The following is an 18,987-nucleotide window of genomic DNA, read 5'->3' as shown; positions in this document are numbered from 1 at the left end:
CGGGTGGGACGTCCTGCCCGTCGACCGCGCGCCCGGCCCGGACGCCCCCGAGGGCCTCCTGCTCGTCGACCTCACCGACCAGGCGCAGGTCGTCGAGGTCGTCGCCGGCCGGACCGACGAGCGCGAGGGGCGTGTCGACGCCGTCGCCCACCTCGCCGCCGTCCCCGCACCGGGGGTCCTGCCCAACAGCGCGACCTTCGCCAACAACATGACGGCGTCGTGGAACGTGCAGACGGCGGCTCGCGCGGCCGGGGTCAAGCAGGTCGTCTGGGCCTCCAGCGAGACCGTCCTCGGGCTGCCCTTCGACGAGCCGCCGCCCTACGTGCCGGTCGACGAGCACTACCGCGCACGGCCGGGGTCGACCTACTCCCTGGTCAAGACGCTGGAAGAGGAGATGGCGCACCACCTGTGCCGGTGGGACCCCGAGCTGACGATGGTCGGCCTGCGCTTCTCCAACGTCATGGAGCCACGCGACTACGCGCAGTTCCCGGCCTTCGACGCCGACCCGATGCTCCGGAAGTGGAACCTGTGGGGCTACGTCGACGCCCGCGACGGCGCGCAGGCGGTGCGCCGCGGGCTGGAGCTGCGGCGCCCGGGCGCCCACGTCGCGATCGTCGCGGCGGCGGACACGGTGATGAGCCGTTCCAGCGCGAGCCTGGTGGCCGAGGTCTTCCCCGGCGTCGAGGTCTGCGGCGACCTGGGCGAGCACGAGACGTTGCTCGGCATCGGCACCGCCCGCGAGCTGCTCGGCTACGACCCCCAGCACTCCTGGCGCGACGAGGCCACCCCGTGAGCGCCCCTGCGCTGCAGCTGTCCTCGACCGTCCTCGGGGCGCCCGACCCGCGGGCGCTCGCCGCCTTCTACCGGGACCTGCTCGGGGGCGAGCTGCGGGTCGACGAGCCGGAGTGGGTGATCCTCGGGCTGCCGGGGGAGAAGGCTCTGTCCTTCCAGCAGGAGGCCCACCACGTGCCGCCGGTCTGGCCGCAGGGCCCGGGCGACCAGCAGATGCAGCTGCACCTCGACGTCGAGGTCGTCGTGAGCGGCGAGGACCCGGCCGCGTCGCTGGCGGCGGCGGCGGCGCGGGCCGTCGAGCTCGGCGGGCGGCTCGCCGAGCAGCAGCCGCAGGAGCACGTCCGCGTCGTCCTGGACCCCGCCGGTCACCCGTTCTGCCTCTTCGTCGGGGGGTGATGGCGTCCGCTCGAACAACCGTGCGAACCTGTCGGCATGGGCGGAGGGTGGTCGAGCAGCCAGGCGGCGGCCTTCCGCCGCTCGTTCGTCGACGGCGTCCCGGCCGCTGCTGAGGGTGAGGCCGCGGGCGGCCCCGACCCCGCAGGCGTCGAGGTCGACGTCCGGCACGACGACGGGCCCGTCGCCGCGCGCGACCGCCGGGTGGTCCGCAGCCGGCACTGCTGGGTGCTCATGCCCGACGAGGAGCCGATGCCCGGCGTCGTCGCGTCCTGGCGGCGGGACGTCTCGGGCGGCTGGGAGGCCCGCGTGGCCTACCTGCTCGACGACGGCACCGGGACCGTCGTCACCGGCTGGCTCCCGGCGTCGTGCCTGCGGGCCTACGCGGTCTGACCCACGGAGAAAGGCTACGAAGTCCGTCGTCAGGGCCGCTCCGGGCGGAGAAAGGCTACGAAGTCCGGAGGAGGGGCGCAGGTGGGCGGGGGTCGGCTCAGGTGGCCCAGCGGTACTCCAGCTCGGGGCGGCCGGTGCCGCCGTAGCGGGGGCGGCGGTCGGCGGCACCGGTGCCCACGAGGTGCTCGAGGTAGCGGCGCGCCGTCACGCGGCCCATGCCCAGGCGGGTCGCCACCTCCCCGGCCGACGAGGGCGTCTCGCGCAGGACGCCGGCGACGGCGGCCAGGGTCTCCTCCGACAGGCCCGCGGCGCCGCGGCCGCCCTCCTCGCGCGCGGCCACGAGGTGGCCCGAGAGTGCCCGGTCGACCTCCGCCTGGCTCAGCGCGGCGCCGTCGCCGTCCAGCAGCCCGCGCGCGGAGGCGTACTGCTGCAGCCGGTCCCGCAGCGCGGCGCCGGCGAAGGGCTTGAGCAGGTAGCCGACGACGCCGAGCGACGTCGCCGCCCGCACCGTCGAGAGCTCGCGCGCCGAGGTGACGGCGAGCACGTCGGTCCAGCGCCCGGCGGCCCGCAGGGCGCGGACGACGTCGAGGCCCGGCCGGTCGGGCAGGTGCATGTCGAGGAGCACGAGGTCGACCGACGCGCCCTCGCCGCCGCGCAGCCGCAGCAGCGCCTCGGCGGCCGTCGACGCGGGGGCCAGCGCCCGGAAGCCGGGCAGGGCGGCGACGTGCATGCGGTGCGCGGCGGCGGCGACCGGCTCGTCCTCCACGACGAGGACGACGACCTCGCGCGTCCCCGGGCGGCCGGCGCTCACGGCGCGACCGCCCGGCGTGCGGGCAGCCGGACGACGAAGCGGGCGCCGCCCAGCACCGAGCGCTCCACCGCGACGTGCCCGCCGAGCCGGTCGACCGTCTGCCCGACGAGCGCGAGCCCCAGCCCGCGCCCGTGCAGCCGGCTGCCGTCGTCCTTGGTCGACCAGCCGCGCTGGAACGCCCGCTCGGCGGCCTCGGTGGTCAGGCCGGCGCCGGAGTCGGAGACCTCGACGAGCAGGTCGTCGCCGTCGGGGGCCAGGAAGACCTCGACGAGGGCTCCCTCGGACGGCGTCCCGCGGGCCGTCGCGGCGTCGCGGGCGGCGGCGGCGGCGTCGACGGCGTTGTCCAGGAGGTTGCCGAGCACCAGCAGGACGTCGCGCACGGGGGTGCCGCCGCGCTCCACCTCGCCCTCGTCGAGGTGGCTGCCCGCGGCGACGGTGACGTCGACGCCGCGCTCGGCGGCCCGCGCGCTGGCGCCCAGCAGCAGGGCCGCGACGACCGGCTCCCCGACGGCGCCGACGACGTGGTCGGTGAGCGCCTGGGCCTCGGCGAGCTCGTCGACGGCGAGGTCGACGGCCTCCTGCGTGCGGCCCATCTCCACGAGGGAGACGACGGTGTGCAGCCGGTTGGAGAACTCGTGCGCCTGGCTGCGCAGCGCCTCGGCGAGCGAGCGCGTCGTCGCCAGCTCGTCGGTGAGGGCGAGCAGGTCGGTGCGGTCGCGCAGCGTCACGACCCGGCCCGTCGTCCCGCCCGGCCCGTACGGCGTGCGGGCGTCGCGGACGGAGGCGACGAGCACCCGGCGGGCGGTGAGCACCACCTCGTCGACCGCCTCGTCCGTGCCGGTGAGCATCCGCACGAGCGGGGCCGGCAGGTCGAGGTCCGCGGCGGAGGCGCCGACGACGTCGCCGAGAGACCCCGCCGCCCGGGTGCTCTCGCCCGTCACGACGGCGGCGGAGCGTCCGGCGTCCTGCAGGCTGCCGTCCGCGTCGCCGGGGGAGGCCCCGCCCGGCAGGTCGAGGAGCCGGCGCGCCTCGGCGTTGACGAGCTGCACGCGCCCGTCGCCGTCGACCAGGAGCAGGCCCTCGCGGACCGAGTGCAGGACGGCGTCGTAGTAGGTGAACATGCGCGCCAGGTCGGGCCCTGCGAGCCCGAGCGTGAGGCGGCGCGCCCGCCGGGCCACGAGGTAGGAGCCGCCGACCGCGAGCGCGAGGACGCCGAGGCCCGCGACGACGACGAGGTGCACGCCCTCCGTGGTCGCCGCGCCGACCGAGTCGACGGAGATGCCGGCCGCGACGAGCGCGACGACGGGCCCGCTCTCGGCGCCGTCCTCGCCGTCGGCCCGCACGGGGACGACGGCGCGCACCGACGGCCCGAGGGTGCCGGTGAAGGTCTCGACGACCCGCCCGCCCGCGAGCGCGGGCCCGCGGGTGCCGAGGTAGGTGCGGCCGATCTCACCGGTGTCCGGGTGGGTCCAGCGGGTGCCGTCGGGGGCCATGACCACGACGAACGACGTGCCGGTCTCGGCCCGGACCTGCTCGACGAAGGGCTGCAGGGCGGCGGTGCGGTCGGCCAGCGGCTCGTCGGCGAGGGCGACGGCGAGGACCTCGGGCGCGTCGGCGACCGTCTCGGCGACGGCCTGCGCCCGCTCGGCGGCGCTGCGGTCGGCGTCGCGGCGCGCGTCGAGCCCGGCCAGGACGGCCGCGACGGCGACGACGAGCAGGACGACCAGGACCTGCCACCACATGAGGGAGGCGGCGACGCTGCGCGGCCCTCGGCGGCTCGTGCTCACGGGGACCAGTGTGGCGCGGCGTCGACGTCGACGGGCGAGGAGCCGCGAGGGCGAGCGGGCGACGGCACGACCGCAGGTCGCGGACGCAACGAACGCAAGCGCGCGCCGGTGGCCTGCCCCGACGCACCCTCTGCGGGCGCAGCCTCGCCGCCGGGCCGGCTGCCCGCAGCACCGGCCAGCCCTCGGCCGACGGCGCACCGCCGCCCGCCGAGCTCTCGACGAGGAGACGCCCGATGACCGTCCAGCCACCACCCGTGCCGCGCCAGAGCGCGCCCACCGCCGCGACGACGCGTAGCGGCCGCACCCACCTGCTCTACATCGCGGTGATCGTCGCGGTGCTGTCCGGCGCCACGCTGGGCTTCCTCGCCCCGGACTTCGCCAAGAGCCTCAAGCCGATCGGGCAGGGCTTCGTCTCGCTGGTCCGGATGATGATCTCGCCGGTCATCTTCTGCACCATCGTCCTCGGCATCGGCTCCATCCGGGCCGCCGCCAAGGTCGGCCGGGTCGGCGGCATGGCCCTCGGCTACTTCATCGGGATGTCGACCTTCGCGCTCGCCATCGGGCTCGTCGTCGGCAACCTGGTGCACCCCGGGTCCGGGATCAGCCTCGCCGGCGTCACCTACGACGTGCCGGCGCCGGCGGAGGACGCCCCCGAGGGGACGCTCGGGTTCATCATCTCGATCATCCCGACGACGCTCGTCTCCCCGCTGACCGGTGAGAACGTGCTCTCGACCCTCTTCGTCGCCGTCCTCGTCGGCTTCGCCGTCCAGGGCCTCGGCGCGACGGGCGAGGCCGCGCTGCGCGGCGTCGCCGTCTTCCAGAAGGTGGTCTTCAAGGTCCTCGCGATGATCATGTGGGCGGCCCCGGTCGGCGCCTTCGGCGCGATCGCCGCCGTCGTCGGCGAGACGGGCTGGGACGCCGTCCGTGCCCTCGCCATGCTGATGCTCGCCTTCTACATCACCTGCGCCATCTTCATCTTCGGCGTCCTCGGCGCGCTCCTGCGGGTCGTCACGGGCATCAACATCCTCACGCTGCTGCGCTACCTGGGCCGCGAGCTGCTGCTCATCGTCTCGACGTCCTCCTCCGAGACGGCGCTGCCCCGCCTCATCGCCAAGATGGAGCACGTCGGCGTCGACCGCTCGGTCGTCGGCATCACCGTCCCGGTCGGCTACTCCTTCAACCTCGACGGCACGGCGATCTACCTGACGATGGCCTCGCTGTTCATCGCCGAGGCCTCTGGGACGCCGTTCAGCATCGGCCAGCAGATCTCCCTGCTGCTCTTCATGATGGTCGCCTCCAAGGGGGCCGCGGGCGTCACCGGCGCCGGTCTCGCGACGCTGGCCGCCGGCCTGCAGAGCCACCGCCCCGACCTGGTCGACGGCGTCGGCCTCATCGTCGGCATCGACCGCTTCATGTCCGAGGCCCGCGCCGTCACCAACTTCACCGGCAACGCGGTGGCGACGCTCCTCATCGGCACGTGGACGGGCTCGCTCGACAAGGTCCAGGTGCAGCGGGTCCTGTCCGGCGCCGACCCCTTCGACGAGCGCACGATGGTCGACGACCACCACGGCCCCGCCGCGGCCCCCAGCGCCGACCCGGTCGCCGTCACCAACGCGGCCACGCCCCAGGCCGGCACCCCGGCCGCCCTGGAGGTCGCCCCGCGCTCGTCGGAGACGACGACCTCGCGCTGACGTCGCCGCCCCTCTGGGCGGGAGCCCCGCCCCGCCGCCGGCGGGGCGGGGCTCCTCGCGTCCTGGCTCGTGGGCGGAACCGGTGAGCGGCCCGCGACGTCCAACGGCTCCCGGCCCGGCGCGCCGGGCCGAGCGAGGAGGACAGGCGTGGACGAGCAGCAGCACGGCGGGCAGGGGCGCAGCGGGCGGGGGCACAGCGGGCAGGGGCAGGTGCAGGGGCAGGGCGGCGGGCGGAGCGGTGGGCGGCTCGGCGCCCGGCGGGCACCTCTGGTGGCCGCGGCGGCCGGGGTCGCCCTCCTGCTCGCGGCGGCCTGCTCCGCCGGCGGCGCAGACGGCGCCGGGGCGGGGCCGGGGAGCGAGAGCGGCGTGGCGACGGACATGGCGGGCGGCGAGCTCGCCGAGCTCGGGGCTGCGGGTGGCGAGGCCCCGGCCGAGGGAGGGACCTCCGGCGGCGGGAACCTCTCCGGCGCCGAGGTCCCCGGGGAGCGTGACGTCGTCCGCACGGCCTGGCTCAGCGTCGAGGTCGACGACGTGGCCGCCGGCGTGCTAGCCCTGGAGCGGGTGGCGACGACCGCCGGTGGGCTCGTCAGCAGCAGCGCCACCTCGACGGCGCAGGACGACGGCGGGGGCGGCGGGCGGGCCACGGCCCAGGTGCAGCTGCGGGTGCCCGGCGACCGCCTCCCCGCCGTCGTGGACGACGTCGCCGGCCTCGGTGAGCTCCTCGAGCGCTCGACGACCGCGACCGACGTCACCGCCGAGGTCGCCGACGTCGAGAGCCGCGTCGCCTCGGCGCAGGCCGTGCTGGCCACCTTCCGCGCCCGGCTCACCGACGCGCAGAGCACCAGCGACATCATCACCCTGGAGAGCGAGATCGCCTCTCGTCAGGCCGACCTGGAGGCGCTGCAGGCGCGCGAGCGGGCGCTGGCCGACCAGGTGGCGCTCGCCACCGTCGACGTCTCGCTCTCCGGCCCCGGCGCGGCGCCAGTGGCCGGCCCGGCGGGCTTCCTCGGCGGTCTGGCGGCCGGGTGGGACGCCTTCGTCGCGACGACCGCCGGCCTGGCGACGGCAGCCGGCGCCGTCCTGCCCTTCGCCGCGGTGGCCGCGCTGGTCGCCCTCCCGCTCCTGGTGCGGCGACGCCGACGCCGCGCCGCGGCGGCTGCCACCACCTCGTGAGCCCGCCGCGGTGACCGGCCTCCCGGGCCGGCTCAGCCGCCGCCCTCCGGACCGGTCCGCGCCCGGTCGAGCAGGCGGGAGAGGACGACGGCGGACTCCGAGGAGTCGAGGTCCAGCTCGTCGCGCACCCGCTCGAGCGCGCGCTCCAGGTGCCGGACGTCGCGGGCGAGCAGGTGCAGGAGCGCGTCGGCGCGCCCGGTGACGGTGACGGCCTCCACGACCTCGGGGATACCGGTGAGGCGGCGCCGCAGCTCCGCCGGGGCGACGGGGCCCTGGCAGCGCACCTCGACGTAGGCCTCCGTCGTCCAGCCCAGCGCGGCCGGGTCGACCACGGCGGTGAAGCCGCGCACGGCGCCGCTCGCGACCAGCCGGTCGACCCGGCGCTTGACCGCGGGCGCCGAGAGGCCGACCTCGGCGCCGATCTCCGCGAAGGTCGCCCGGGCGTCCCGGACCAGGCACTGCAGGACCTTCTCGTCGAGCGCGTCCATCACCCCTCCTCGTCACCCTCGCCCCGCCCCGCGCAACGTAGTGCCGCGGCGGGTCGGTGCGGCGCAACGCATCGCCGCCGACGAGCAGCGGATCGGCCTCGATCGTCGCGCCCGCGGCCTCTAGCGTCGGGGTCACGGACGGCGCCGGCGCCTCCGAGCCCGCGTCGCCGGCCCCCGCCGGCGCGAGACCACGGCGCCGGCCGTCGCCGGCGCCCCGCCCGAGAGGCCCGCCCGTGACCGACACCGCCGCCACCCAGCTCCCGACCACCCAGCTCCCGACCACCCAGCTCCCGACCACCCAGCTCTCGACCACCCAGCTCTCGACCACCCTGGGCCCGACCCCTCGCGCGAGCGCACCGGCCGACGTCGTCCCCGCCCCGCGCGCGGAGGCGACGCCCCTGCCCTCGACCGGCCGGCCGCCCCGTCGGGCGACGCCGCGGCGCTACGCCATGTGCCGCCCGGAGCACTTCGCCGTCGCCTACGAGATCAACCCGTGGATGGACGCCTCGGTCGCCGTGGACCGCGACCTCGCCCTCGCGCAGTGGGAGACGCTGCGCCGCACCTACACCGGTCTCGGCCACGAGGTCGACGTCGTCCCCGCCCTGCCCGGCCAGCCCGACATGGTCTTCGCGGCCAACGGCGGCGTCGTCGTGCGCGGCCGGGCCCTCGGTGCACGCTTCGCCCACCCCGAGCGCGCCGCGGAGGGCCCGGCCTTCGCCGCGTGGCTGCGGGGGGCCGGCGTCGCCGTCCACGAGCCCGAGCACGTCGGCGAGGGCGAGGGCGACTTCCTCGTCGTCGGCGAGCGCGTGCTGGCGGGCACCGGCTTCCGCACCGCCCCGGCGGCGCACGAGGAGGCCGCGCGCGTGCTCGGCGTCGAGGTCGTGCCGCTGCGCCTGGTCGACCCGCGGTACTACCACCTCGACACGGCGCTGGCCGTCCTGGCCGACGACGACGTCGCCTACGTCGCGGGCGCCTTCGACGCCGAGAGCCGCGCGACCCTCGAGCGGCTCTACCCGGACGCCCTCCTCGTCGAGGACGCCGACGCGGCCGTCCTGGGCCTGAACGCCGTCTCCGACGGCCTCCACGTCGTCCTGCCCGCGGCCGCGACGGCGATGGCGGCCGACCTGGACGCCCGCGGCTACGTGCCCGTGCCCGTGGACCTCTCCGAGCTGCTCAAGGGCGGCGGGTCGGTCAAGTGCTGCACCCTCGAGCTGCGCTGAGGACGCCGCGGGCGGCTCGCCGGCACCGCTGCTCGTGGTCCGGCCCCCTACTGTCGCGGCGCAGGAGGCAGTGCGAGAGAGGGGAGGGCCGGTGCCGCAGCAGGAGCAGCGCGTCGTCGTGTGGCGCGACGAGGTGCTGCCGTCCTCGGAGACCTTCGTCGCCAACCAGGTGGGGGCGATGACGCGGTGGCGACCGCTGCTCGCGGGGCTCTACCGCCGCCCCAGCCTGCTCGACGTCGACCCGGCGCTCGTCGTCGCCGGCTCCGGCCGCGTCGCCGGCGTGCACCGCCGGTGGGTGCGTGCGAGCGGGCGCAGCCGCCGCCTCGACGCGCTGCTGGCCCGCCCGGGGGTCCGGCTCGTGCACGCCCACTTCGGCCGCGACGGGATGCTCGTCGCGCCCGCGGCCCGGCGCGCCGGGCTGCCGCTCGTCGTCACCTTCCACGGCTACGACGTCACGCGGCTGCCCGTCGAGCCGCGGACGGGGGCCGCCTACCGCCGGGGCCTGCGCCGGCTCTTCGAGAGCGCGACCGTGCTGGTCGCCGTGTCGGAGTACGTCCGCGAGCGCCTGCTGGCCCTCGGCGCCCCCGAGGCCAAGGTCGTCGTCCAGCCCATCGGCATCCCCCCGGGCCCGCCTCCCCCGCGAGACCCGACGCCCGTCCGCCGTCTGCTCTTCGTCGGGCGGCTGGTGGAGAAGAAGGGCGTCGCCGACCTCCTCGACGCCGTCGCGGCGCTGCCCGAGGAGCTGCGCCGCACCCCCGTCGAGGTGTGCGGCGACGGACCCCTGCGTCCGGAGCTGGAGGCCAGGGCGGCCGAGCGCGGCCTCGTGGTCGAGTTCCGCGGCCACCGCTCGCCCGACCAGCTGCGCGCCGCCTACCAGGGCGGCGGCATCTTCTGCGGCCCGTCCAAGCGGGCGCCCGGCGGGGACGCCGAGGGGCTCGGCATGGTCTTCCTCGAGGCCGCGGCCGCGGGGCTGCCCGTCGTCGCCTACCGCCACGGGGGCGTCCCCGAGGCGGTCGACGACGACGTCACCGGCCTGCTCGTGCCCGAGGGCGACGTCGGTGCCCTCTCCGCCGCCCTCGCGCGCGTGCTCGGCGACGACGACCTCGCGCGCTCGATGGGCGCGGCCGGCCGGGCGCTCGTCGAGCAGCGCTACGACATCACGCGCTGCACGGCCGCGCTGGAGGACCTCTACGACCGGGTCGCCGCGGGCGCGCCCGGCTGAGGAGCCCGCCGCGCCGGGCCCGCTCAGCCCTCCCCGGAGCCGCCGGTCGAGGAGGTGGAGGGCGTCGAGGACGAGCCGGGCGCCGACCCCGAGGACGCCGGGGAGACGGCGTTCGCGACGACGACGAGGTGCTGGTCCCAGACGTCGTAGACGTCGTCCTCCAGGTCCACGCCGTAGGCGTCCTCCAGGACGACGACGTCGAGCAGGCGGACCGTCCCGCTCACCCGCACGTCCTCGCCCGCCGCCACCGAGGCGCCCGCGGGGTCGACGACGAGCACGGGGGTGCTGGCGGCGGGCCCGTCGCCGAGGTCCTCGTCGTAGGCCGTGAGGGCGTCCTCGTCGGTGTAGTCGTAGTCGTCGTACCAGGTCTCGGCGTCCTCGAGGTGCTCCTCGTAGGACTCCGCCTCGACGTCCAGGCCGTCCTTGTCGACGCGGAAGCCGTAGTCGTCGTCGAGCACCTCGGTGACGTCGCCGACGAAGGTCACCTCCAGGCCGACGAGGTCCTCCGCCGCCTCGCCGTCGAGGAGGTCGACGTCCCCGTCGACCTCCTCGGCCACGTCGGCCGACTCGGGCGCCTCGACCTCCTCGCCCCCGCAGGCGGCGAGGGACAGGGCCAGGCCGACGCCCAGGGGCAGCGCGGCCAGGGCGGTGCGGCGGCGGGTGCGGGTGGTGGTGCGCATGGGTCCTCCTGCTGGTGGGGGTGCTGACCTCGACGACGCTCGCGGCGCCACCTGGGGCCGTCGCCTCGGCGGCGTCACCGCTGCGTCACGCCCCTGTCACGCTCGCCTGGACGTCGCACCGCCGGGCGGTGGCCGGGGGCGGGGCCGGGTGCCCCGGTCTACCGTCGGCGTCGTGACGGGCGCCGGAGGAGCGGGGGGCGTCCAGGCCTCGAGGCCGCCGGCGTCCGAGCCCCTCACCGGCGTGCGGACGCTGCTCGTCGAGGACGACGAGGCCATGGCGGTGCTCGTGCGCCTGACGATGGCGGCGGCAGGGGCCGAGGTCGTCCGGGTCGCCGACGGGGACGCGGCGTGGGCCGCCTTCCGCGCCGAGCCGCCCGACCTCGTCCTGCTCGACCTGCGCCTGCCCGGCCTGCCGGGGCTGGAGGTGTGCCGGCGCGTCCGTGCGGCGTCGGCCGTGCCCGTGCTCGTCATGTCGGCGCTGGACTCCACGGCCGACGTCGTCGCCGGCCTGGAGGTGGGGGCTGACGACTACCTCACCAAGCCCTTCGAGGGACCCGAGCTGCTGGCCCGGGTGCGCGCGGTCCGTCGGCGCACGGGCGCGGCGGCGCCCTCCCGGGTGCTGCGCCACGGCGACCTCGAGGTCGACGTCGAGGCGTGCCGGGTGGTCCGCACGGGGCGCGCCGTCGAGCTGACGAGCGCCGAGCTGCGGCTCCTGCAGGCCCTGCTGGAGCGCCCGGGCGAGGTCCGCTCCCGGGAGGACCTGCTGCGGGCGGTGTGGCGACAGGACTTCCTCGGCGGCTCGCGCAGCGTCGACATGGCCGTCCGGCGGCTGCGCCAGAAGCTCGGCGAGGACGGCGACCGGGTCGTCGAGACCGTCCGGGGCGTCGGCTACCGCGTGCCGGCCGGGTGAGGGCGCCGGACCGCCCGTCCGCCGCAGGCCGGCGCCGCGGGCTGGTGCCCGCGGGGACGGCGGCGGCCCTGGCGGGCGTGGTGGCGCTCGTCGTCGTCGGCGTCCCCGTGGCGCTCGGCCTGGTGGGGGCCGCCGGCGCGCAGGACGCCGCGCTGCGCGGCCGGGCCGCCGACCGGGCCGTGCTCGTGCTCGACCTCGCCCCGCTGCTGGACGACGGCGCCTCGGCGCAGGAGCTCGTCGACGGCGCCCGGGGAGAGGACGACCTCGGCGTCGTGCTGGAGCGGGGCGGCGAGGAGACGACCTCCGAGCCGGGTATCTCGGCCGCCTCGGCGCCGCCTGAGGTGCGGCGCGTGACGCTGCAGGGCGGCGAGGCCGTGCTCACCACGGACGTCGACGGGACGCGCACGGCCGTCGCCGGCGTCGGGCGTGCGGGCGACCGGGTCTTCATCTTCGCCGGCGCGGAGGGGGTCCGCGAGCAGGCGCTCTCCCGCGCCCGGGTCGCCGCGGTGCTCGTCCTGGCGCTGGCGCTGCTGGCTGCGGCCGGCGCCGCGGCGCTCGCCCGGGCCCGGCTCGCGCGGGCCGCGGCGGACGCCGAGCGGGAGCGGCGCCTGGCCGCCGACGCCGCGCACGAGCTGCGGACGCCCGTCGCGGCGCTCGTGACGGCGGCCTCGCTCGTCGAGCCGGGCGTCGCCGACCTGCCCCCGAGCAGCCGGGAGCCGGTGCAGATCATGGTCGGCCAGGCCCGGCGGCTGCGGCTCCTGGTGGAGGACCTGCTCGAGCTCTCCCGCCTGGAGGAGGGCCGCGCCGACGTCGAGCCCGAGGACGTCGACCTCGCGGCGCTCGCCCGCGACGTCGTCGAGGCCCACCGCGAGAGTCCCCGGGGCGTCGGCACCTTCGAGCCGGACGTCGCCGTCCCCGTCCCCGTGACGGTCCCCGTCCCCGTCACGGTCTGGGCCGACCGTCGCCTCGTCGCCCGCGTGCTCGTCAACCTCCTCGACAACGCCGACCGGCACGGCGGCGGCGCCGTGCGCGTGGGCGTGGGCCGGGCGGGCCGGTACGGCGTCCTGGAGGTCGAGGACGACGGCCCGGGAGTTCCCGCGGAGGAGCGCGAGCGGGTCTTCGACCGCTTCGCCGGCACGAGCAGCGACGGCGGCCTCGGCCTCTCGCTCGTGCGGGCCGCCGTCCAGGCGATGGACGGCCGCGCCGAGATCCGCGCGGGGGAGTCGGGCGGGGCGCTCGTCGTCGTCTCGCTGCCCGCGGTCAGCGACGGGTGACGTGGTCCCNNNCGTCGGAGGGGACGTCGGAGGGGACGTCGGAGGGGGCGTCGGAGGGGGCGCCGGAGGGGGGCGAGGCCTCGGGCTCCCAGCGCAGGACGTCGCCGGGCTGGCAGCCGAGGGCGGCGCAGATGGCCTCGAGCGTCGTGAAGCGGACGGCGCGGGCGCGGCCGTTCTTGAGGACGGAGAGGTTGGCCGGGGTGATGCCCGTGCGCTCGGCGAGCTCGCCCAGGCGCACCTTGCGCCGGGCCATGACGACGTCGAGGTCGACGACGATCGGCATCAGACCACTTCCGCCAGCTCGTCGTGCTGCTGCGTCGCCTGCACGAGCAGCGCGCGCATCACGACCATGAGCAGGGTGACGCCCGCCCCTGCCACGACGAGGGCGCCGGAGCCGAGCACCGTCCCGGGGTTGCCCTCGCCGGCGACGAAGGTCAGGGCGAGGCTGACCCCGAGGACGAGGGTCGTCGCCAGGGCGGCGGCGCCGGTGAAGACGTCGACGTCCCGCAGCGCCGCGGCGTCGAAGATCGCGTCGGCCTGGACCCGCGAGAGCAGGCGCCAGACGCACACCGCCCCCACCTGCACGCACCCGACCACGGCGAGCGCGAGCGCGAGCGCCGGCCAGCGCAGCCAGGCGAGCTCGGGGTAGGTCAGGGCGCTCTCGGCGGCGAGCAGCGGCAGCACGAGCACCTGCAGCAGGACGAGCCCGAGGACGCCCGCGACGAGGACGACGCGCAGCGCGCGGACGGGGAGGAGGGGGGTGCGGCGCACGGGTACCTGCTCTCGGGACGTGAGATCGGCTGTCAGCAACAACCGCACGGTAGTCGATAGGTGTCACTGGGCGTGCCCCGGGAGCCGTCATGGCGGCGGTGCCGTCCCTCGCCGGTCGCGACCACGACCTCCGTCCCGACCCGGCGCAGGAGCGCAGGCATGATGCCGGCCATGCGCAGGCACCCGGGCCGAGGAGGACGACGCGTCGCCGCGTCCGGGGCTGCCGCGGGGCTGGTGCTGCTCGCGGCCTGCGGCGACGGGCGGCCGCTCGCGAGCGAGCCGGTGCCCTCGCCCGAGGTCGAGCCCGGCGTGCTGGTCTGCCAGGGCGTCGAGGTCCCGCGCGAGGTGCTCACCGGAGGCCGCTCGGGCGAGGACCTCGGCGAGGAGGGCCAGGCCGCGCTGGCCGGCGAGGAGGTGCCCCCCGTCGACGACCTGGCGTCCTGGACCGTCGCGGAGGAGTCGGGCGCGCGCCTGACGCTGCTGCGCGAGCTGCCCGAGCCCGAGGACCTCGGGGCCGGCGACGTCCGCACCCACGAGGTGCTGGCCGTCGCGCGGCCCGGGGGCGCCGAGGGCGAGGGCTGGGTGCTCGCGTCGAGCGCCACGTGCGCGCTGCGGGTCCCTCTCCCCGGCGGGCTGGAGCCGGCGTCGCTGACGCGCGACCCCGCCCGGCCCCTCGACCCGGGCAGCGACGTCGTCGCCCTGCTGGCCACCGAGCTCGCCTGCGCGAGCGGCCAGGACGCGCAGGGGCGGGTCCAGGTCGTCGACGTCGTCCAGGGCGTGCAGGCCGTCGACGTCGTCCTCGGCGTCGAGCCCCTGGAGGGTGGTGCCGACTGCCCGAGCAACCCGCCCACGCCCGTGCAGGTCCGGCTCGACGCGCCGCTCGGCGACCGCGAGGTCCGCGACGCGGGGACCGAGCCGGCCCGGACGCTCGCCCCGGAGCCGGCCGGCCCCTGAGCCGCCCGGCGGGCGCGGGCGCGGGACGCGACGTCCCCCATGCGGCCCATCGCACGGGCCCTGCCCGGCAGGAAGCCCTCCGCGGACGCCCCCCGTCCACCGATACTCGTCCTCGTGCAGGGCGAGAGGGAAGGGAGCGCCGGACGACGGTGGGTGCCTGACCTCCTCGTCGTCCTCGGCACCTCGCTCGCGTGCGTCCTCGTGGCGGGAGCCGCGGCCGGCGTCGCGCTCCTCCTCGACCTCCTCGCGGTGTCGCCCCTGCCCGCGCTCGTCGCCTTCGCCGTCTGCGGCGCGGTGGGCAACCCGGTCGCGCACCGGCTGGTCGACCACGGCCGCGAGGGGGGACGTCCGCTCCTGCGGATCGCCATCGGCCTGTCGCTGAACGCCGTCGCGCTGACGCTGAGCGCGCTGGGTGCGCTCCTGCCGGCCGTCGGGCTCTGCGTCGTCGGCTTCGCCGTTCAGGAGCGTCCGAGCCGCAGGACGCTCCTCGGCGGCAGCCTGATGCTCGTGGTGGCGACGGTGGCGACGTCGACGGCCGGCGTCCTCGTCGGGCGGGGCGCCATCGTGCCCTGGCCGGCCTCCGGCGTCGTGAGCGCCGCGCTCCTCGGCATCTCGCTGTGGGCGGTGGTGACGATCGGGCGCATGGCGGACCAGCGCGCCGGGGCGTCGAGGGCGCTGCTCGCCGCCCAGGCGACCCGGCACGCCGCCGTCGTGGAGGCGGCCCGGCGCGACGCGCTCACCGGCCTGCTGAACCGGCGGGCCCTCGCCGCAGAGGTCGCCACGGCGCTCGCGTCGGCGGCGCCGGGGCGGGCCACCGGGGTCCTGTTCTGCGACCTCGACGGCTTCAAGGCCGTCAACGACGACCACGGGCACCTCGTGGGCGACGACGTCCTCGTGGCGGTGGCCCGCCGCCTCGTCGGGGAGCTCGCCGACGTCCCCGGCTCCCTCGTGATCCGCACGGGCGGCGACGAGTTCGTCGTCCTGCTGCGCGAGCTGCCGGACGTCGGGCGGGTCGAGGAGGTGGCCGAGCGCCTGCGCTCGACCCTCGTCGAGCGCCCCCTGGCGACCGCTCTCGGCGCGCCGCTGGGCATCAGCGTCGGCGCCGCGTGGACCGAGGTCCCGGTCGACGTCGACGAGCTGCTGCGCCGGGCCGACGACGCCATGTACGCCGCCAAGCGGCGCACCCGGGCGGCAGCGCGGGCGTCGGGCCCGGCTCCTTCCCAGCGCGCCCCGTCCGAGGCCGCCCCGTCCGAGGCCGCCCCGTCCGAGGCCGCAGAGCTCCAGGGCACGGCGCAGCGCCCTGCGTCCTGAGCGGCTCCCGTGGCCGTCGTCGACGGCACGAGGCGGGCAGCGCGCGGGCTCGGCGGGACGAGACCGCCCGGCACCTGTGCGAGGCTGCTGGCTACCCTCGACGCGCCTGCCCGCCGGCACCCCGCTGCCTCCGCAGCACGACGATCCAGCTCACGGGGCAGACGGAAGGACGTCCATGACCACGGCCACCACGCCGCGCGCGACCGCCGCGCCCCTGCGGGAGACCTCCTTCGCCCTCGGCGACGAGGTGGTGCCCTACACCTACGGCGACCGCTGCACCGAGGAGCTCGTGGCCGGCCTGGGCGCCGAGCTGGGCGCCGTCGACCGGGTGGTGCTGGTCGCCGACGCCGTCGCGCCCGCGCTGGCCGAGAAGGTCGCCGCCGCGCTCGCCGGCTCGCGGGCGGGCGGGCTGCCCGTCGTCGTCCTCACCCTCACGGCCCGCGAGGAGCTCAAGACGCTGCCCGTCGTCCTCGACCTCGCCGAGCGGGCCGTCGAGGCGGGGGCGACCCGCGGCACCGTCGTGGTCGCCCTCGGCGGCGGTCTCGTCGGCAACGTCGCCGGCATGGTGGCCGCGACCCTCTTCCGGGGCCTGCCGCTGGTCCAGCTGCCGACGACGCCGGTCGCCGCCTTCGACGCCGTCCTGTCGGCCAAGCAGGGCGTCAACCTCTCGGCCGGCAAGAACATGGTCGGCACCTTCTGGACGCCCGCCTCGGTGTGGTGCGACCTCGACTGGCTGCGCGGCGTCGACGAGCGCCAGCTGCTCACGGGGACGGCCGAGATGGCCAAGAACGTGCTCGCCGTGCTGCCGGAGCGCGAGGAGGACCTGCTGACCGCCGTCGACGGCCTCGGGGACCACGGCTCCGACGCGCTGGCCCGGCTGCTGCAGATCGGCGTCGACGCCAAGGCGCCGATGCTGGCCGCCGACCCGCACGAGCGGCGCGAGGCGCTGGTCTTCGAGTACGGGCACACGGTCGGGCACGCCGTCGAGCTGGCCTCGCGCGGCGCGCTCTCCCACGGCGCCTCGGTGGGCTGGGGGATGCTCGCCGCCGCCGAGGTCAGCCGGCGCCTGGGCCTGCTCGACGAGGCCGCCGTCGCCGCCCACGCCCGCGTGCTCACCCCGCTGGGCGTCCGGGCCGGGCACCCGCCCCGGCTCGAGCGCGCAGCGCTGCACCGCCTGCTGCTGCGCGACAACAAGCGCGGCTACCTGCCGGGCACCGGGGACGACGTCGTGCCGATGGTCCTGCTGGAGGCGCTCGGCCGGCCGCTGGCCGGCGAGAACGGGCGCCCGCTCGTGCCCGTGGACGCCGACCTCGTGCACGAGGCCGTCGACGCCGTCCTGCAGCCCAGCTGACCGGGACGACGGGCGAGGGCCCGTCCCCGACGGTCAGCCACGCTCGAGCGGCAGCTGCCCGTCGAGCTCGGCCAGCTGGGCGAAGCTGGCCTCGAGCGCGCCGTAGAGCCCGGCGTGCACCGGCAGGAGCTTGGCGTAGATCGCCGCCGCCTCCGGGTCGGGGGAGACGACGTCGCCCACCTGCACCCGGTCGGCGGCCACCTCGACGCTGGGCACGAGCCCGAGCGCCGTCATCGCGACCACCGCGGCGCCGTAGCCGGAGCCCTGGGTGCCGCTGGGGAAGGAGATGTCCATCCCCAGCACGTCGGCGAGCATCTGGCGCCAGACCGCGGAACGGGCGAAGCCGCCCGTCGCCCGGATCTCGGTGATGTCGTGCCCGGCCTCGCGCAGCGACGCCAGCACGAGCGCGAGCTGCTGGCACACGCCCTCCAGCGCGGCGCGCACGAGGTGCTCGCGCCCGTGGTGGCGCTGCAGCCCGACGTAGGCGCCCCGCGGCAGCGCCGTCCAGTACGGCGCCCGCTCGCTCAGCAGGTAGGGGAGCATCAGCAGCCCGCCGCTGCCGGGTGGCGCCAGGGCGGCGAGGTCGGTCAGCGCCTCCTCCGGCTCGTCGCCGAGCTCGTCGGCGAACCACTCCACGTCCGGCGCCAGGGCGTCGCCGACCCAGCGCAGCACGACCCCGCCGTTGGTGATGGCGCCGCCGACGGCCCACAGCTCCTCGGTGACGGCGTAGCTGAAGGTCCGGCCCTCCGGGTCGACGCCGGGCCGGTCGACGACCACGCGCAGGGCGCCGCTCGTGCCGATGGAGACGCTCGCGACGCCGGGGCGGACGGCACCGACCCCGAGGTTGGCCAGCGGCCCGTCGCCGCCGCCGACGACCAGGGCGACGTCATGGTCCAGGCCGAGGTCGGCAGCGACCTCGGGCCGCAGCGCCAGCCGGTGGGTGACGGGGACGGGCCGGGGCAGCTGCTCGGCCGTGATGCCGGCGATCTCCAGGGCCTCGGCGTCCCAGTCGAGCGTCCGCACGTCGAGCAGGCCGTTGCCGGAGGCCATGGAGTGGTCGACCACCCACTCGCCCGACCAGGCGTGCAGCAGCAGCTCCTTGATGCCGACCCAGCGCACCGCCCGCCGGGCGACGTCGGGGCGCTCCTCGGCGAACCAGACCAGCTTGGGCAGCGGCGACATCGGGTGCACCGGGGTGCCGGTGCGCTGGTGCACCCCCGGGCCCGGGCCCCGGCGGATCCGCTCGGCCTGCGGCGTCGAGCGGCGGTCGGCCCAGGTGACGACGGGCGTCAGCGGGCGCTCGTCCTCGCCCACCGCGACGAGGCTGTGCATGGCGGCGCTGACCCCGATGCCGACGACGGGACCGTGCCCGCCGTCCTCGCCGAGCCGGCCGACGACCCGGCGCACCGCCTCCCGGGCCGCGGCGAGGATGGTCGCCGGGTCCTGCTCGGCCCAGCCCGGCTGGGGCTCCTCCAGCGGGTACTCCACCTCGGCCTCGGCGACGGCGTCCCCGGCGGGCGTGAAGGCCGCGACCTTGGTCGCCGTCGTCCCGAGGTCCACGCCGAGCACCAGCGGCGCCGGCTCGTCCCCGGCGGGCTGGGCTCGGCCGGGAGGCAGGTCGCTCGGGATGGTCACGCCGCCATCCTGGCGCACCGTCGCCGACCCGCGGCCCGACCGCCCGGCGCGCCAGCGGGTCGGCGGGTGAACGGCTGACGAACGTCCGGCGGCCGCGCGGGAGGCCGGCCCGGTGCCTACGCTGCGCTGCA

The 18,987-nt window shown here is 77.3% G+C and carries 19 protein-coding genes; 12 read left to right on the top strand and 7 right to left on the bottom strand.

The window, feature by feature from the left end; all coding sequences use genetic code 11:
* From WDV86_RS07810 to WDV86_RS07800, 3 genes are all read left to right on the top strand, one after another.
* Nucleotides 1-793: NAD-dependent epimerase/dehydratase family protein (locus tag WDV86_RS07810; protein WP_339567051.1), on the top strand; the 793-nt coding region annotated here is incomplete at its 5' end.
* Complete coding sequence (locus tag WDV86_RS07805; protein WP_339567050.1) at nt 790-1,188, top strand: VOC family protein; 399 nt, start codon at nt 790-792, stop codon at nt 1,186-1,188. The genes WDV86_RS07810 and WDV86_RS07805, both read left to right, overlap by 4 nt.
* A gap of 36 nt (nt 1,189-1,224) precedes the next feature.
* Nucleotides 1,225-1,578: a hypothetical protein gene (locus WDV86_RS07800; protein ID WP_339567049.1), complete on the top strand. Its 354-nt coding sequence runs from the start codon at nt 1,225-1,227 to the stop codon at nt 1,576-1,578.
* Between the two features lie 97 nt (nt 1,579-1,675).
* Here the strand turns inward: WDV86_RS07800 and WDV86_RS07795 are convergent, their stop codons facing one another.
* Nucleotides 1,676-2,389 carry a response regulator gene (locus tag WDV86_RS07795; RefSeq protein ID WP_339567048.1) on the bottom strand — a complete coding sequence of 238 codons (714 nt, stop codon included), beginning with the start codon at nt 2,387-2,389 and terminating at the stop codon, nt 1,676-1,678.
* On the bottom strand, nt 2,386-4,176 hold the full coding sequence (locus WDV86_RS07790) for a sensor histidine kinase (RefSeq protein WP_339567047.1): 1,791 nt from the start codon (nt 4,174-4,176) through the stop codon (nt 2,386-2,388). The genes WDV86_RS07795 and WDV86_RS07790 overlap by 4 nt, the downstream gene beginning before the upstream one ends.
* Nucleotides 4,177-4,409: 233 nt before the next feature.
* Here WDV86_RS07790 and WDV86_RS07785 point away from each other — a divergent pair, with 233 nt between their 5' ends.
* Nucleotides 4,410-5,867, top strand: a complete 1,458-nt coding sequence (locus tag WDV86_RS07785; protein ID WP_339567046.1) for a cation:dicarboxylate symporter family transporter — start codon at nt 4,410-4,412, stop codon at nt 5,865-5,867.
* A gap of 147 nt (nt 5,868-6,014) precedes the next feature.
* Nucleotides 6,015-7,040, top strand: coding sequence for a DUF4349 domain-containing protein (locus WDV86_RS07780; RefSeq protein WP_339567045.1), 1,026 nt, complete (start codon nt 6,015-6,017; stop codon nt 7,038-7,040).
* Nucleotides 7,041-7,072: 32 nt separating this feature from the next.
* On the opposite strand, the gene WDV86_RS07775 is transcribed toward WDV86_RS07780, so the two are convergent.
* Nucleotides 7,073-7,528 carry an Lrp/AsnC family transcriptional regulator gene (locus WDV86_RS07775; RefSeq protein WP_339567044.1) on the bottom strand — a complete coding sequence of 152 codons (456 nt, stop codon included), beginning with the start codon at nt 7,526-7,528 and terminating at the stop codon, nt 7,073-7,075.
* 398 nt (nt 7,529-7,926) lie between these two features.
* Between WDV86_RS07775 and ddaH the strand changes: the two genes are divergently transcribed.
* Nucleotides 7,927-8,748: a dimethylargininase gene (gene ddaH / locus WDV86_RS07770; protein WP_445262994.1), complete on the top strand. Its 822-nt coding sequence runs from the start codon at nt 7,927-7,929 to the stop codon at nt 8,746-8,748.
* Nucleotides 8,749-8,839: 91 nt separating this feature from the next.
* Nucleotides 8,840-9,970, top strand: coding sequence for a glycosyltransferase (locus tag WDV86_RS07765; RefSeq protein WP_339567042.1), 1,131 nt, complete (start codon nt 8,840-8,842; stop codon nt 9,968-9,970).
* 23 nt (nt 9,971-9,993) lie between these two features.
* Here WDV86_RS07765 and WDV86_RS07760 read toward each other — a convergent pair whose 3' ends face one another.
* Complete coding sequence (locus WDV86_RS07760; RefSeq protein WP_339567041.1) at nt 9,994-10,650, bottom strand: hypothetical protein; 657 nt, start codon at nt 10,648-10,650, stop codon at nt 9,994-9,996.
* Between the two features lie 241 nt (nt 10,651-10,891).
* On the opposite strand from WDV86_RS07760, the gene WDV86_RS07755 reads away from it, so the two are divergent.
* Nucleotides 10,892-11,560, top strand: a complete 669-nt coding sequence (locus WDV86_RS07755) for a response regulator (protein WP_445262993.1) — start codon at nt 10,892-10,894, stop codon at nt 11,558-11,560.
* Entirely contained in the window at nt 11,557-12,834 is a 1,278-nt protein-coding gene (locus WDV86_RS07750) for a sensor histidine kinase (RefSeq protein WP_339567039.1), read from the top strand. The genes WDV86_RS07755 and WDV86_RS07750 overlap by 4 nt, the downstream gene beginning before the upstream one ends.
* On the opposite strand, the gene WDV86_RS07745 is transcribed toward WDV86_RS07750, so the two are convergent.
* Both WDV86_RS07745 and WDV86_RS07740 read right to left on the bottom strand, forming a co-directional pair.
* The gene (locus WDV86_RS07745) at nt 12,821-13,117 is read right to left on the bottom strand and encodes a helix-turn-helix domain-containing protein (RefSeq protein ID WP_339567038.1); all 297 of its coding nucleotides are present in this window, start codon (nt 13,115-13,117) and stop codon (nt 12,821-12,823) included. The genes WDV86_RS07750 and WDV86_RS07745 overlap by 14 nt on opposite strands.
* Nucleotides 13,117-13,605 (bottom strand): DUF2975 domain-containing protein, encoded by a 489-nt coding sequence (locus tag WDV86_RS07740; protein ID WP_339567037.1) that lies wholly within the window; start codon nt 13,603-13,605, stop codon nt 13,117-13,119. Before WDV86_RS07740 ends, WDV86_RS07745 begins: the two co-directional genes overlap by 1 nt.
* A gap of 171 nt (nt 13,606-13,776) precedes the next feature.
* Between WDV86_RS07740 and WDV86_RS07735 the strand changes: the two genes are divergently transcribed.
* From WDV86_RS07735 to WDV86_RS07725, 3 genes are all read left to right on the top strand, one after another.
* Nucleotides 13,777-14,559 carry a hypothetical protein gene (locus WDV86_RS07735; RefSeq protein ID WP_339567036.1) on the top strand — a complete coding sequence of 261 codons (783 nt, stop codon included), beginning with the start codon at nt 13,777-13,779 and terminating at the stop codon, nt 14,557-14,559.
* A gap of 153 nt (nt 14,560-14,712) precedes the next feature.
* Nucleotides 14,713-15,870, top strand: a complete 1,158-nt coding sequence (locus WDV86_RS07730; protein WP_339567035.1) for a GGDEF domain-containing protein — start codon at nt 14,713-14,715, stop codon at nt 15,868-15,870.
* Between the two features lie 175 nt (nt 15,871-16,045).
* Nucleotides 16,046-17,221, top strand: a complete 1,176-nt coding sequence (locus WDV86_RS07725) for a 3-dehydroquinate synthase family protein (RefSeq protein ID WP_339567034.1) — start codon at nt 16,046-16,048, stop codon at nt 17,219-17,221.
* Between the two features lie 33 nt (nt 17,222-17,254).
* Here WDV86_RS07725 and WDV86_RS07720 read toward each other — a convergent pair whose 3' ends face one another.
* The gene (locus WDV86_RS07720; protein WP_445262992.1) at nt 17,255-18,850 is read right to left on the bottom strand and encodes a gluconokinase; all 1,596 of its coding nucleotides are present in this window, start codon (nt 18,848-18,850) and stop codon (nt 17,255-17,257) included.
* Nucleotides 18,851-18,987: the final 137 nt, after the last annotated feature.

Origin of the sequence: Pseudokineococcus sp. 1T1Z-3, from assembly GCF_037482365.1 — a bacterium.
In the GTDB taxonomy this organism is placed as follows: Bacteria; Actinomycetota; Actinomycetes; order Actinomycetales; family Quadrisphaeraceae; genus Pseudokineococcus.
The sequence above is the reverse complement of the archived record's forward strand: the minus strand, read 5'-3'. Positions and strand labels throughout refer to the sequence as shown.

What these genes read in the sequence shown, in the direction of transcription:
- WDV86_RS07785 (WP_339567046.1), top strand. Translation starts at nt 4,410, where the DNA reads ATGACCGTCCAGCCACCACCCGTGCCGCGCCAGAGCGCGCCCACCGCC.
- WDV86_RS07725 (WP_339567034.1), top strand. Translation starts at nt 16,046, where the DNA reads ATGACCACGGCCACCACGCCGCGCGCGACCGCCGCGCCCCTGCGGGAG.
- WDV86_RS07800 (WP_339567049.1), top strand. Translation starts at nt 1,225, where the DNA reads ATGGGCGGAGGGTGGTCGAGCAGCCAGGCGGCGGCCTTCCGCCGCTCG.
- WDV86_RS07735 (WP_339567036.1), top strand. Translation starts at nt 13,777, where the DNA reads ATGCGCAGGCACCCGGGCCGAGGAGGACGACGCGTCGCCGCGTCCGGG.
- WDV86_RS07775 (WP_339567044.1), bottom strand. Translation starts at nt 7,528, where the DNA reads ATGGACGCGCTCGACGAGAAGGTCCTGCAGTGCCTGGTCCGGGACGCC.
- WDV86_RS07760 (WP_339567041.1), bottom strand. Translation starts at nt 10,650, where the DNA reads ATGCGCACCACCACCCGCACCCGCCGCCGCACCGCCCTGGCCGCGCTG.